Source organism: Citrobacter sp. ABFQG (assembly GCF_004322975.1).
Lineage (GTDB): Bacteria > Pseudomonadota > Gammaproteobacteria > Enterobacterales > Enterobacteriaceae > Citrobacter > Citrobacter freundii.
In genome coordinates this window covers 2,969,963-2,983,393 of sequence record NZ_CP036435.1, presented here as the reverse complement: position 1 = coordinate 2,983,393, position 13,431 = coordinate 2,969,963, and the positions used below count along the sequence as shown (strand labels likewise).

Sequence of the window (13,431 nt, the reverse complement as noted above, 5' to 3'; positions counted from 1 at the left end):
TTACTAGACGACCGGTCTATTCAGGAGTGCCACATGTCATCTGAAAAACTGTTTTCCCCACTGAAAGTGGGTGCCATTACGGCAGCAAACCGCGTATTCATGGCGCCACTGACGCGTCTGCGCAGTATTGAGCCTGGCGACATCCCTACTCCGCTGATGGCCGAGTATTACCGTCAACGCGCCAGCGCGGGTCTTATTATCAGCGAAGCGACGCAGATTTCCGCACAGGCGAAAGGTTATGCCGGAGCACCCGGCTTACACAGCGAAGCGCAAATTGCCGCATGGAAGAAAATCACCGCTGCCGTACACGCTGAGCAAGGTCATATTGCTGTCCAGTTGTGGCACACCGGACGCATCTCTCACGCCAGTCTGCAGCCAAATGGTCAAGCTCCAGTTGCACCTTCCGCGATCAGTGCTGGAACCCGCACCTCGCTGCGCGATGAAAACGGCCTGGCAACGCGTGCCGATACCTCAATGCCACGTGCGCTGGAAACCGAAGAGATTCCGGGCATCGTTAATGACTTCCGTCAGGCGATAGCCAACGCGCGCGAAGCGGGTTTCGACATGGTTGAACTGCACTCTGCCCACGGCTACCTGCTGCACCAGTTCCTGTCGCCAACCTCTAATCAGCGAACCGATCAATACGGCGGTAGCGTCGAAAATCGTGCGCGTCTTGTGCTGGAAGTGGTTGATGCCGGTATTAAAGAATGGGGTGCCGATCGTATTGGTATTCGCGTCTCCCCGATTGGCTCATTCCAGAACGTTGACAACGGTCCGAACGAAGAAGCCGATGCGCTGTATCTGATTGAACAATTGGGCAAGCGTGGAATCGCTTACCTGCACATGTCTGAGCCGGACTGGGCCGGTGGCGAGCCGTATTCCGATGCGTTCCGCGAAAAAGTTCGCGCGCGCTTCCACGGTCCTATCATTGGTGCTGGTGCCTACACCCCTGAAAAGGCAGAAGCGCTGATCGAGAAAGGTCTGATCGACGCCGTTGCTTTTGGTCGTGCCTATATTGCTAACCCGGATCTGGTGGCGCGTCTGCAACGCAAAGCGGAGCTGAATCCACAACGTGCTGAGAGCTTCTACGGCGGCGGCGCGGAAGGTTACACCGACTATCCTACCCTCTAACGTCACAATCTCCGTTCTGCCATTGATAGCGGCGTAACAACGCCGCTATACTAAAACAACATTTTGAATGTATTAGCCATTTTCGAAGGGGAAAAAGATGCGTTTACTCCATACCATGCTGCGCGTGGGTGACCTGCAGCGTTCCATCGAGTTTTATACCAACGTGCTGGGCATGAAGCTGCTGCGTACCAGCGAAAACCCTGAATACAAGTACTCTCTGGCTTTTGTCGGCTACGGTCCTGAAACCAGTGAAGCCGTAATCGAACTGACCTATAACTGGGGTGTCGACAAGTATGAGCTGGGTACTGCCTATGGCCATATCGCCCTGAGCGTAGACAACGCGGCTGAAGCCTGTGAACGTATTCGCCAGAATGGCGGTAACGTAACGCGTGAAGCGGGTCCGGTAAAAGGCGGCACCACAGTGATTGCGTTCGTTGAAGATCCGGACGGCTATAAAATTGAGCTGATCGAAGAGAAAGACGCCGGGCGCGGCCTGGGCGACTAACCTCCCCTCGGGCGCAGATCGTCTGTGCCCGTAGTTTTATACTCATCATTTTGCCATAATACGCGCTGCAATTTTCCCGTATTAAGAGACCCAGATGTCCGATAACGCTCAACTTTCCGGTCTGTGTGACCGTTTTCGTGGTTTTTATCCTGTCGTCATTGATGTCGAAACCGCAGGGTTCAATGCCAAAACCGATGCGCTGCTTGAGATTGCAGCCATCACACTGAAAATGGATGAACAAGGCTGGCTGATGCCGGACACGACGTTACATTTCCACGTAGAGCCGTTTGAAGGCGCGAATCTGCAGCCGGAGGCCCTCGCCTTTAACGGTATTGACCCGAACAATCCGCTACGCGGCGCGGTCAGCGAATATGACGCTCTGCATGCCATCTTCAAAATGGTGCGTAAAGGCATTAAAGACAGCGGCTGCAATCGGGCAATCATGGTGGCGCATAACGCTACGTTCGACCACAGTTTCATGATGGCAGCGGCAGAACGCGCCTCGCTGAAACGGAATCCGTTTCATCCGTTTGTCACCTTTGATACGGCGGCATTAAGCGGTCTGTCATTGGGGCAAACGGTGTTGTCAAAAGCGTGCCTGGCGGCGGGAATGGAGTTTGACGGGAATCAGGCACACTCGGCACTGTATGACACCGAACGTACGGCCGTGCTGTTTTGCGAAATCGTTAACCGCTGGAAACGTCTCGGTGGTTGGCCTCTTCCCGTGCCTGAAGAAGCATAACGGCGACATAAAAAAAGCGACCATTTCAGGTCGCTTTTTTACTTCTGCTGATATTACTCAGCGTCCGGCTCTTCGGTTTTGTATTTCGCAGCTGTTTCTTTAATCAGCTGCTGCAACTCACCGCGCTGGTACATTTCGATCAAAATGTCACAACCGCCAACCAGATCACCATCAACCCACAGTTGTGGGAAAGTTGGCCAGTTTGCGTATTTCGGCAGTTCGGCGCGAATATCCGGGTTCTGCAGAATATCAACGTAAGCAAAGCGTTCACCACAGGCTGACAGCGCCTGCACAGCCTGAGCGGAGAAACCGCAGCTTGGCAGTTTAGGAGAACCTTTCATGTACAGGAGAATCGGGTTTTCAGCGATCTGGCGCTGGATTTTTTCGATAGTGGTGCTCATTATCTTGCTTCCTTAAACTTCTTTTACGGCAGTAGTCTGACATTGTAACGGGTCAGACAGGCAACGGAAAATAACATTTTCATTACGCGTTATTATTTTATCCCCTGACGCTAAAAGTTGCATTCATAATCTCACTTATCCCCTTCAAACATGTGGTTTTGATTATCTGTTCACCAACTCCAACGTTAATTGATGTTTTTTTTTGCGGTCGGTTACGAAACATAGTTTTAAACAAAAAAAGCTATTAACTTTCCCTCTTTCTATAGATTAGAATCGTCAAGTTTTGAAAATCACACGCAGGCACGATAGACCTGCCTTACCAGAGGACTGCTCAGTGGCGCGGATAAACCGAATCTCGATCACGCTCTGTGCTTTACTTTTTACTACACTGCCCTTTACGCCTATGGCTCATGCTTCCAAGCAAGCCAGGGTGACACCTACCAATTCTCACACCATCAAAACGGTAGATAAAAAGAAAAGCGCAACAACCAGCCAAAAAACAACAAAGACCAGCAAGAAAACGGCGACAAAAACCACCAGTAAAACCAGCACCAAAACCGCTTCCTCTTCTAAAAAACGCACTGCCACTTCGGCAAAGTCGACTAAAACTGCAAATCGTCGTGGTAAAACTGCCGTAGCACAAACCGCAGCTGTTACCTGGACTGAAAAATGCACACCGCGCAAAGGTCATAAACCACGCTGCGTGAAGGTGAAAACCACTGCACCAACTACGCTTGCTGACGCCCATAAAGTGAAAGTGCAGAAAGCGACTAAAACCGCTATGTCCACCTTGATGAACCAAATCGGTAAACCTTATCGTTGGGGCGGCACCTCGCCAAGAACCGGGTTTGACTGCAGCGGTCTGGTTTATTATGCCTATAAAGATCTGGTGAAGTTCCGCATTCCGCGTACCGCGAACGAAATGTATCATCTGCGTGATGCAGCACCGATTGAACGTGGCGAACTGAAAAATGGCGATCTGGTCTTCTTTCGTACCCAGGGCCGCGGAACGGCCGATCACGTCGGCGTCTACGTCGGAAACGGTAAGTTTATTCAGTCACCGCGTAGCGGGCAGGAAATTCAAATCACCTCTCTGAGCGAAGATTACTGGCAGCGCCACTATGTGGGCGCTCGTCGGGTAATGACGCCAAAAACAATTCGCTAAAAACTTACCCTACAGAACACACTGTAGGGTAAGTTCTTCTTTTGCATAACCTTTCAATTTGCTACCCTATCCTTACTCACAATGAGGCTATTGTGTGTACTCAATATAAATAATAAGGAGAGAAGCAATGTCGTTTGAATTACCTGCATTACCGTATGCCAAAGATGCTCTGGCACCGCACATTTCTGCTGAAACGCTGGAATATCACTATGGCAAACACCATCAAACCTACGTGACCAATCTGAACAATCTGATTAAAGGCACGGCGTTTGAAGGCAAATCACTGGAAGAGATCGTTCGTAGCTCTGAAGGCGGTGTATTCAATAACGCAGCACAAGTATGGAACCACACGTTCTACTGGAACTGCCTGGCACCAAACGCAGGTGGCGAACCAACCGGTAAACTGGCCGATGCAATTGCCGCCTCCTTTGGCAGCTTTGCAGATTTCAAAGCGCAGTTCACCGATGCCGCTATCAAAAACTTCGGTTCTGGCTGGACCTGGCTGGTTAAAGGAACTGATGGCAAACTGGCTATCGTCTCCACCTCCAACGCAGGTACTCCGCTGACCACCGACGCGACGCCGCTGATGACCGTTGACGTATGGGAACACGCCTACTACATCGACTATCGCAATGCCCGTCCTGGCTACCTGGAACATTTCTGGGCGCTGGTGAACTGGGAATTTGTTGCGAAGAACTTCGCAGCATAAAAAAGATAACGCAGAAGGGCTTCCTTCTGCGTTTTTGCATTAATTCGTGGTCGTGAAAGCCTCTTCTGGCTGTCTTCTTGCGGAAATAAACACCAGCAGCAGCGCAAGACCCGCCACAATCGCCCCCATCACTGGCACAAAACTGTAGCCCAGGCCGCCTGATATCACCGCCCCACCGGCCGCTGCACCCAGAGCGTTCCCCAGATTAAACGCGCCAATATTGACTGACGATGATAATCCAGGTGCTTCACTGGCAACGCGCATCACACGCATCTGCAACGGTGGAACGACCGCGAACGTCGCCGCGCCCCAGACCACCATACTGATCGCCGCCCCCAGCTCATTACTCGCAAGGAAAGGAATGGCCAGCATAATAACCATCAGCAGCAGTAAAAAGCCTTTCAACGTACCGTTGACTGAACGGTCAGCAAACTTGCCACCAAAGTAGTTACCGATCGAGAAACCAATGCCTATCAACACCAGCATCCCGGTAACAAATGCCGGAGTGGCATGAGTGATAGTATGCAGAACCGGCGAGATGTAGGTATAAAGCGTGAACATCGCCCCAGCACCCAGTACGGTAGTCAGTAACGCCGACAACACCTGTGGGCGCATAAGTACCGCCAGTTCGCTGCGAACATCCGGGCGCTCTCCCGCTCCCCCCTTGGGTAAGGAGAAGAACAGGCTGACCATAGCAATGACGCCCAGACCCGCAGTGGCCATAAATGACATGCGCCAGCCGATGGTTTCACCAAGCCATGTCGTCGCCGGAACGCCGCCAATATTGGCGATGGTTAACCCCATAAACATCGTTGCTACGGCGCTGGCCTGCTTATGTTTGGGTACAACACTGGCAGCAACCACTGAACCGAGACCAAAAAAGGCCCCATGGTTAAGACTGGTCAAAATACGCGATAGCATTAGCGTGGTGTAATCCGGCGAGATAGCAGAAAGCACATTACCCAGCGTGAAAATCGCCATCAGGAATATCAAAGCATTACGTCGCGCGCGATGAGACAGCAGCAATGTCATCAGCGGTGCACCTACCATCACACCTACCGCATAGGCGCTGATCAGCATGCCGGCCGCCGGAATCGAGACATCCACACCTTTGGCTATGACGGGCAATAATCCCATTGGCGAAAATTCGGTGGTGCCAATGCCAAACGCTCCGATCGCCAGCGCCAGTAAAGGATAATTGAGTTTCATATTGCGACTCCGTAACGTCGAGCCGTGGCGCGACATAAAATAAGAGTCAAAAGCATGACATTGATCGCAAAATTAATAAAGTTAACAAAATTGCAAAAGACTTTTGCTAATTCGCAAACAATAGAAGAGATAGACGAGCGGAAAGAGTGAGGGAGAGCTAACTCCCTCGGGGGAAATCAATGCAGCGCTGCGGTCAGGCCACCCGCGACGATCAAACCCAGAACAATAATGGTAGTCACTAACGAAAATTTCAGATCGGTGCTCATCAAGTTTTCTCCTTTTTATTCCCACACAAAAAGTGATATTGCGCATTTTTACACACTTGAAAGCAAAAATCTCTCACGATTTATATTGATAACTGCTTTTAACTCTTCCCCTTTTCGTTAAGATCAGACAAAATTCCACGCTTACTTGATTAGCGTACCGGCCATTGACCCCTTCCTGACGTTCCGTGTCGTTTTCCCGGCGTGCCGCAACCCTTACGTTGCGCTAAGGGTGTGTAAAGGCAAACGTTTACCTGGAGTATTCTCAGGAGCTTAGGATATGGTCTGGAGTGAGATGTAATGGCAACAATTAAAGATGTAGCGAAGCGAGCAAACGTTTCCACTACAACCGTATCACACGTAATTAACAAGACGCGCTTTGTCGCGGAAGAAACGCGTAATGCTGTCTGGGCAGCGATCAAAGAACTGCACTATTCTCCGAGCGCAGTTGCCCGCAGCCTGAAGGTGAATCACACCAAGTCTATTGGCTTGCTGGCGACCAGCAGCGAAGCGGCCTATTTCGCAGAAATTATCGAAGCCGTGGAGAAAAACTGTTTCCAGAAAGGCTATACGCTGATTCTGGGTAACGCATGGAACAGTCTCGAAAAGCAGCAGGCCTATCTGTCGATGATGGCGCAAAAGCGCGTTGATGGTCTGCTGGTGATGTGTTCTGAGTATCCGGAGTCGCTGCTTTCGATGCTCGAAGAGTATCGCCATATTCCGATGGTCGTCATGGACTGGGGCGAAGCTAAAGCCGACTTTACCGATACGGTCATTGATAACGCCTTCGAAGGCGGTTACATGGCGGGTCGGTATCTGGTAGAACGCGGTCATCGTGAAATTGGCGTGATCCCAGGTCCAATGGAACGTAATACCGGGGCCGGGCGTCTGGCGGGCTTTATGAAAGCGATGGAAGAAGCGCTGATTAAAGTGCCTGATAACTGGATTGTCCAGGGCGATTTCGAGCCTGAGTCCGGCTATCGCGCCATGCAGCAAATTCTGTCGCAATCGCATCGTCCGACCGCTGTCTTCTGCGGTGGCGATATTATGGCGATGGGTGCGCTGTGCGCCGCTGACGAAATGGGTCTGCGCGTACCACAGGATGTCTCACTCATCGGCTACGACAACGTGCGCAACGCCCGCTTCTTCACGCCGGCCTTAACGACCATTCACCAGCCGAAGGATTCACTAGGTGAAACGGCCTTCAACATGCTGTTAGACCGTATCGTGAATAAACGTGAAGAGTCACAGTCTATCGAGGTGCATCCACGTCTGGTTGAGCGTCGCTCCGTTGCCGACGGTCCGTTCCGAGATTACCGCCGTTAAGCCTGTTGTGCGGGAGTCTCATCTGGCTCCCGCAGCCATTCCTTGTTCAACGTTTCACTATCCCCTAAATAGTCCAGCAGCCAACTCAATGCCGGTGACGTATCGTTCTGCTGCCATGTCAGACAGCATGCAGCATCAGGAAAGGGGTTCTCCAGTTGCAGCGCAACCCACTTGCCGCTATCGATCCACGGCTTGGCAAAATGCGTCGGTACCATGCCAACACACAGCCCTGCTGATAAGCAGGTAGCGGATGATTCCCAGTCAGGCACCACGACGCGTTTTTGGTTATCCAGCAGCCAGGTAATACGCTTTGGCAGCGTACGGGAGGTATCTTCGCGTACCAGTGACGGCCAGTTGCGCAACGTATCATCACTTAGCGGTCCGGGCATTGACGCCAGTGGATGATGGCTGGCTACCACGCAGCTCCAGCTCAGCATTCCCATATCGCGGAAGGTATAGCGCCCCCCTACCGGAATCGCCTGTGTGGCACCGATGGCCAGCTCCACGCGTCCATCGGACAGCGCGTCCCATACGCCGTTAAACACTTCCTGAAAAACTAACAACTCCACATCATCAAAGTGACGGTAAAAATCCACGATCATCTGTCGGGTACGATCCGGGCGGACAATGTTATCGACTGCGATCGCCAGCTGTCCGCGCCAGCCGTTGGCAATTTGCTGGCATTGCTGGCGCGTGATCTGCATTTTTTTGATAACAGAGCGACCTTCTTTTAAAAACCATGCCCCGGCAGGCGTTAATTCCACATCCCGATGGCGTCGCTCAAAAAGTGGTACCGCCAGCCACTCTTCCAGTTGGCGCACAGTGTAGCTTACCGCCGAAGGTACACGGTGTAACTCCTGCGCGGCCGAACTAAAGCTACCGTTACGCGCAACCGCATCAACCACTTCAAGTGAATATTCCGACCACATATTCTGCCTGCAAAAATTTTGAAATCAGTAAGCAAATATTAGCGTTTCACAGCGAGAATTACACTCACTACACTCAGCGGCATTGTTCTACTGCTAAAAAAAGAGAAATGATGATGCAACCTGGGAAAGGGTTTTTAGTCTGGCTGGCGGGCCTTAGCGTGCTCGGCTTTCTGGCAACAGATATGTATCTGCCCGCCTTCGCCGCAATTCAGTCCGATCTGCAAACGCCTGCATCTGCCGTCAGCGCTAGCCTGAGCTTGTTCTTAGCTGGTTTTGCCGTCGCACAACTGCTGTGGGGACCGCTCTCTGACCACTATGGTCGCAAGCCTATTTTGCTGCTGGGTTTATCTATCTTCGCACTGGGCAGTCTGGGCATGCTGTGGGTTGAAAACGCCACAGGCCTGCTGGTACTGCGATTTGTTCAGGCCGTTGGCGTCTGTGCAGCATCGGTTATCTGGCAAGCGCTGGTTACCGACTATTATCCTTCACAAAAAGTAAACCGCATCTTTGCCACCATTATGCCGCTGGTCGGGTTATCACCTGCCCTCGCCCCGTTATTAGGTAGTTGGATCCTGGTACATTTTTCCTGGCAGGCCATTTTTGCCACCCTGTTCGCCATTACTCTGATTCTGATGCTTCCGGCGCTGCGTTTAAAGCCTACAGCTAAAGCACGCGATGACAGCCAAGATAAACTGACTTTCGCCACCTTGCTGCGCTCGAAAACTTACCGTGGAAACGTGCTGATTTATGCCGCCTGTTCCGCGAGCTTTTTTGCATGGCTGACGGGTTCCCCGTTCATCCTTAGCGAAATGGGTTATAGCCCAGCGGTAATTGGTCTGAGCTATGTTCCGCAAACTATCGCCTTTTTAATCGGTGGTTACGGCTGTCGTGCTGCGCTGCAAAAATGGCAGGGTCGTCAGCTGCTGCCCTGGTTACTCATTCTGTATGCCTTCAGCGTTGTGGGCACCTGGGCGACCGGCTTTATTCATCATGTCGCATTGGCTGAAATCCTGATCCCATTCTGCGTTATGGCGATTGCGAACGGCGCAATCTACCCTATCGTTGTCGCGCAGGCATTACGCCCTTTCCCACAGGCCACTGGACGCGCTGCCGCATTGCAGAATACGCTGCAACTGGGTTTATGCTTCCTGGCAAGCCTTGTCGTTTCCTGGTTGATTGCTACCCCGCTGCTCACCACTACCAGCGTTATGCTGACCACGGTATTGCTGGCTGCTGTGGGTTACAAAATGCAATCGCAGAAAACTGACGCCCCGCAAACAGATGACCGCGCGCAAATTGCCCACGGAGAGTCTCACTAATAATTGTCGCGGGCAATTAATTAGCCCGCTAAGAATTATCGGTTGAATCGTCAAAAATTCAGGCCTATACTGATTTCCGGATGTTAAAAAAACGATAATTTTTATGTGTTAACGGGAACAAGAATGTTCCCGTATTCCCACGGATGGTCTTTTCGGCAAGGGTTCCTCCCTTCCTCTGTTCTACGTCGGATTATAGATTCACGGATTAATTCCGTGAGATTTCTCACAAAGCCCAAAAAAGCGTCTACGCTGTTTTAAGGTTCTGATCACCGACCAGTGATGGAGAAGCTATGAGTTCATCGTGTATAGAAGACGTCAGCGTACCGGATGATGACTGGTACCGCATCACCAATGAATTATTGAGCCGTGCAGGCATTACCATTAATGGTCCGGCACCGGCGGATATTCGCGTAAAGAACCCCGATTTTTTCAAACGAGTATTGCAGGAAGGATCGTTAGGGTTGGGTGAAAGTTATATGGATGGCTGGTGGGAATGTGACCGGCTGGATATGTTTTTTAGTAAAGTCCTGCGCGCCGGTCTTGAAAACCAACTCCCCCGCCACTTCAAAGATACGTTACGAATTGCCGCTGCTCGCTTGTTCAATTTGCAGACCAAAAAGCGTGCATGGGTTGTCGGCAAAGAACATTACGATTTAGGCAACGATCTCTTTACTCGCATGTTGGACCCCTATATGCAGTATTCCTGCGCCTACTGGAAAGATGCCGACACCCTGGAATCTGCCCAGCAGGCGAAGCTAAAAATGATTGCTGAAAAGCTGCAGTTGAAGCCAGGGATGCGGGTGCTCGATATAGGCTGCGGCTGGGGCGGCTTATCCCAGTTTATGGCATCGCAATATGGCGTAAGCGTGGTGGGTGTAACCATTTCGGCAGAACAGCAGAAAATGGCGCAGTCACGGTGTGCGGGGCTTGATGTCACGATTTTGCTGCAGGATTATCGTGACCTGAATGACAAATTCGATCGTATTGTTTCCGTCGGCATGTTTGAGCATGTAGGGCCGAAAAACTACGCCACCTATTTTGACGTGGTCGATCGCAATTTAAAACCGGATGGTCTCTTTTTACTGCATAGCATCGGCTCCAAAAAGACCGACAATAACGTTGATCCGTGGATCAATAAATATATCTTCCCGAACGGCTGTTTACCATCAGTTCGCCAGATTGCCAACGCCAGCGAGCCACATTTTGTAATGGAAGACTGGCATAATTTTGGCGCGGATTACGACACGACGCTGATGGCCTGGCACGAACGTTTCATTAACTCCTGGCCTGAAATCGCCGATAACTATACCGAACGTTTCAAGCGGATGTTCAGCTATTATCTGAACGCTTGTGCCGGAGCGTTTCGAGCTCGCGATATTCAGTTATGGCAGGTGGTATTTTCTCGCGGCGTTGAACACGGCCTGCGCGTTCCCCGTTAATCGTTATCGCCCCCGTATCAACGAGGGCTTAACTCTCAGGCTTAGGCTCCCGCTTCGCCCGTTATGTTGCTGATGGCGCTTTCACGCGCCGCCAGTACACGCTCAACAGTATCAACCACCGCCTGCGTTTGGGGATCGATTTCGATATTGACCTTTGCGCCCAGCTTTTTCTTGCCAAGCGTCGTACGCTCCAGCGTTTCCGGGATCAAGTGCACACAGAAACGCGTCGGCGTCACTTCACCGACCGTCAGACTGATACCGTCAATACCAATAAATCCTTTGTACAGGATATATTTCATCAGCGACGGGTCCTGGACTTTAAACCACACCTGACGGTTATTCTCCGAGGTCAGAATTTTCGACACTTCGGCAGTGGTCATAATATGGCCCGACATTAAATGTCCGCCAATCTCATCACTGAATTTTGCCGCACGCTCAACGTTAACCAAATCACCGACCTTCAGATCGCCCAGATTGGTGATACGCAGCGTTTCTTTCATCAGGTCAAAGCTTATCTGGTTACCGTTAATTTCGGTGACCGTCAGGCAGCACCCATTGTGGGCAACCGATGCGCCGGTCTCCAGCGCATCCAGCATATATTCAGGCAACTCCACAACATGCGTACGAAAATTTGGTTTTTCATCAATGGACACCAATTTTGCGGTGCCCTGCACAATACCCGTAAACATACTTCCTACTCCTGAACTCAATTAAGACATCTCTGCACAGCACAATAGCAGGTGGAAATTCAGGTTGCCAGCAATGCGCCACCAGCGCCTGTTTTTTCACTGGAGAATTACGTATTCCTCGCTACAATAGACTGAAATTTCCCCTGCTTTTTCTCCTTGCTGCCATATAAGGCGGCTTTTTTAGTCTCTCAAATAACAACAATATAGTGGTGTACACGTGCAAAAGTATGTAAGTGAAGCGCGTCAGTTATTAGCTCTGGCAATACCGGTGATTCTTGCGCAAATCGCTCAAACCGCAATGGGATTCGTTGATACCGTCATGGCGGGCGGATACAGCGCTACTGATATGGCGGCAGTCGCCATTGGTACCTCTATCTGGTTACCTGCCATTCTGTTTGGTCATGGACTACTGCTGGCTTTGACGCCGGTCATTGCGCAACTCAATGGTTCCGGACGCCGCGACCGTATCGCCCATCAAATACGTCAGGGATTCTGGCTGGCGGGCAGCGTCTCCGTGCTGATTATGGTTGTGCTATGGAACGCAGGGTACATTATTCGCTCCATGCATAACATTGACCCGGCGCTGGCGGATAAAGCCGTTGGCTACCTGCGTGCCTTGCTGTGGGGTGCACCGGGGTATTTGTTCTTCCAGGTAGCTCGTAACCAGTGCGAAGGATTAGCCAAAACTAAACCAGCGATGGTGATGGGCTTTCTCGGCCTGCTGGTGAACATTCCGGTTAACTACGTTTTCATTTATGGACATTTAGGCATGCCGGAACTGGGCGGCGTAGGCTGCGGCGTGGCTACGGCGGCTGTTTACTGGGTGATGTTTATCGCCATGCTCTCTTACATCAAACGAGCGCGCTCAATGCGCGATATCCGTAATGAGCGTGGTTTCCAGAAACCTGACACCGCAGTAATGAAGCGTCTGGTGCAACTGGGTTTACCTATCGCGCTGGCGTTATTTTTCGAGGTAACGCTGTTTGCGGTGGTCGCTCTGCTGGTATCCCCGCTGGGGATTATCGACGTGGCCGGACACCAGATAGCACTGAACTTCAGTTCGTTAATGTTCGTCCTGCCGATGTCTCTGGCTGCTGCCGTCACCATTCGTGTCGGTTATCGTCTGGGCCAGGGCTCCACGCTGGATGCACAAACTGCAGCCAGAACGGGCCTGGGTGTCGGTGTCTGCATGGCGGTCGTAACGGCGCTTTTCACCGTGACATTCCGCGAGCATATTGCCCTGCTCTACAACAATAATCCGGAAGTTGTCGCCCTGGCCGCGCAGCTCATGTTACTGGCCGCGGTGTATCAAATATCGGACTCTATCCAGGTTATTGGCAGCGGGATCCTGCGTGGTTATAAAGATACGCGTTCCATTTTCTTTATAACCTTTACAGCCTACTGGGTGCTGGGTCTGCCGAGTGGCTATATTCTGGCGCTGACCGATCTGGTGGTTGACCGCATGGGGCCAGCAGGATTCTGGATGGGCTTTATTATCGGCCTGACCTCTGCGGCGGTGCTGATGATGCTGCGGATGCGCTTTCTGCAACGCCAGCCGTCAGCGGTTATATTGCAACGAGCTGCACGATAATGCCTAAATAGCC

14 protein-coding genes are annotated in these 13,431 nt (G+C 51.5%); 9 read left to right on the top strand and 5 right to left on the bottom strand.

Annotated elements, in window-relative coordinates; all coding sequences use genetic code 11:
* Positions 1–33: 33 nt before the first annotated feature.
* From WN16_RS14655 to rnt, 3 genes are all read left to right on the top strand, one after another.
* Positions 34–1,131 carry an alkene reductase gene (locus WN16_RS14655; RefSeq protein WP_003029197.1) on the top strand — a complete coding sequence of 366 codons (1,098 nt, stop codon included), beginning with the start codon at positions 34–36 and terminating at the stop codon, positions 1,129–1,131.
* A gap of 97 nt (positions 1,132–1,228) precedes the next feature.
* Complete coding sequence (gene gloA / locus WN16_RS14650; RefSeq protein ID WP_003029198.1) at positions 1,229–1,636, top strand: lactoylglutathione lyase; 408 nt, start codon at positions 1,229–1,231, stop codon at positions 1,634–1,636.
* Between the two features lie 94 nt (positions 1,637–1,730).
* Complete coding sequence (gene rnt / locus WN16_RS14645; RefSeq protein WP_003029200.1) at positions 1,731–2,378, top strand: ribonuclease T; 648 nt, start codon at positions 1,731–1,733, stop codon at positions 2,376–2,378.
* A 53-nt stretch (positions 2,379–2,431) separates the two neighbouring features.
* Here rnt and grxD read toward each other — a convergent pair whose 3' ends face one another.
* Positions 2,432–2,779: a monothiol glutaredoxin 4 gene (gene grxD / locus WN16_RS14640; protein WP_044699904.1), complete on the bottom strand. Its 348-nt coding sequence runs from the start codon at positions 2,777–2,779 to the stop codon at positions 2,432–2,434.
* A gap of 334 nt (positions 2,780–3,113) precedes the next feature.
* Here grxD and WN16_RS14635 point away from each other — a divergent pair, with 334 nt between their 5' ends.
* Positions 3,114–3,944, top strand: coding sequence for a C40 family peptidase (locus WN16_RS14635; protein WP_044699906.1), 831 nt, complete (start codon positions 3,114–3,116; stop codon positions 3,942–3,944).
* A 127-nt stretch (positions 3,945–4,071) separates the two neighbouring features.
* Positions 4,072–4,653 (top strand): superoxide dismutase [Fe], encoded by a 582-nt coding sequence (gene sodB, locus WN16_RS14630; protein ID WP_003029205.1) that lies wholly within the window; start codon positions 4,072–4,074, stop codon positions 4,651–4,653.
* 39 nt (positions 4,654–4,692) lie between these two features.
* On the opposite strand, the gene WN16_RS14625 is transcribed toward sodB, so the two are convergent.
* Both WN16_RS14625 and cydH read right to left on the bottom strand, forming a co-directional pair.
* Entirely contained in the window at positions 4,693–5,862 is a 1,170-nt protein-coding gene (locus WN16_RS14625; RefSeq protein WP_044699907.1) for an MFS transporter, read from the bottom strand.
* Between the two features lie 176 nt (positions 5,863–6,038).
* Positions 6,039–6,128, bottom strand: a complete 90-nt coding sequence (cydH, locus tag WN16_RS14620; protein ID WP_003029209.1) for a cytochrome bd-I accessory subunit CydH — start codon at positions 6,126–6,128, stop codon at positions 6,039–6,041.
* A 297-nt stretch (positions 6,129–6,425) separates the two neighbouring features.
* On the opposite strand from cydH, the gene purR reads away from it, so the two are divergent.
* Positions 6,426–7,451, top strand: coding sequence for an HTH-type transcriptional repressor PurR (gene purR, locus WN16_RS14615; RefSeq protein ID WP_003029211.1), 1,026 nt, complete (start codon positions 6,426–6,428; stop codon positions 7,449–7,451).
* On the opposite strand, the gene punR is transcribed toward purR, so the two are convergent.
* Positions 7,448–8,380 carry a DNA-binding transcriptional activator PunR gene (gene punR / locus WN16_RS14610; RefSeq protein WP_003029215.1) on the bottom strand — a complete coding sequence of 311 codons (933 nt, stop codon included), beginning with the start codon at positions 8,378–8,380 and terminating at the stop codon, positions 7,448–7,450. The two genes, purR and punR, sit on opposite strands and share 4 nt — an antisense overlap.
* A 113-nt stretch (positions 8,381–8,493) precedes the next feature.
* Between punR and punC the strand changes: the two genes are divergently transcribed.
* Together punC and cfa are read left to right on the top strand one after the other, a co-directional pair.
* Positions 8,494–9,699: a purine nucleoside transporter PunC gene (gene punC, locus WN16_RS14605; RefSeq protein ID WP_003843529.1), complete on the top strand. Its 1,206-nt coding sequence runs from the start codon at positions 8,494–8,496 to the stop codon at positions 9,697–9,699.
* A 290-nt stretch (positions 9,700–9,989) separates the two neighbouring features.
* Positions 9,990–11,138 (top strand): cyclopropane fatty acyl phospholipid synthase, encoded by a 1,149-nt coding sequence (cfa, locus tag WN16_RS14600; protein ID WP_044699909.1) that lies wholly within the window; start codon positions 9,990–9,992, stop codon positions 11,136–11,138.
* Positions 11,139–11,179: 41 nt separating this feature from the next.
* Here cfa and WN16_RS14595 read toward each other — a convergent pair whose 3' ends face one another.
* Positions 11,180–11,827 (bottom strand): riboflavin synthase, encoded by a 648-nt coding sequence (locus tag WN16_RS14595; protein ID WP_044699911.1) that lies wholly within the window; start codon positions 11,825–11,827, stop codon positions 11,180–11,182.
* A 217-nt stretch (positions 11,828–12,044) separates the two neighbouring features.
* On the opposite strand from WN16_RS14595, the gene mdtK reads away from it, so the two are divergent.
* On the top strand, positions 12,045–13,418 hold the full coding sequence (gene mdtK / locus WN16_RS14590) for a multidrug efflux MATE transporter MdtK (protein ID WP_044699913.1): 1,374 nt from the start codon (positions 12,045–12,047) through the stop codon (positions 13,416–13,418).
* The last annotated feature ends 13 nt before the right edge of the window (positions 13,419–13,431 follow it).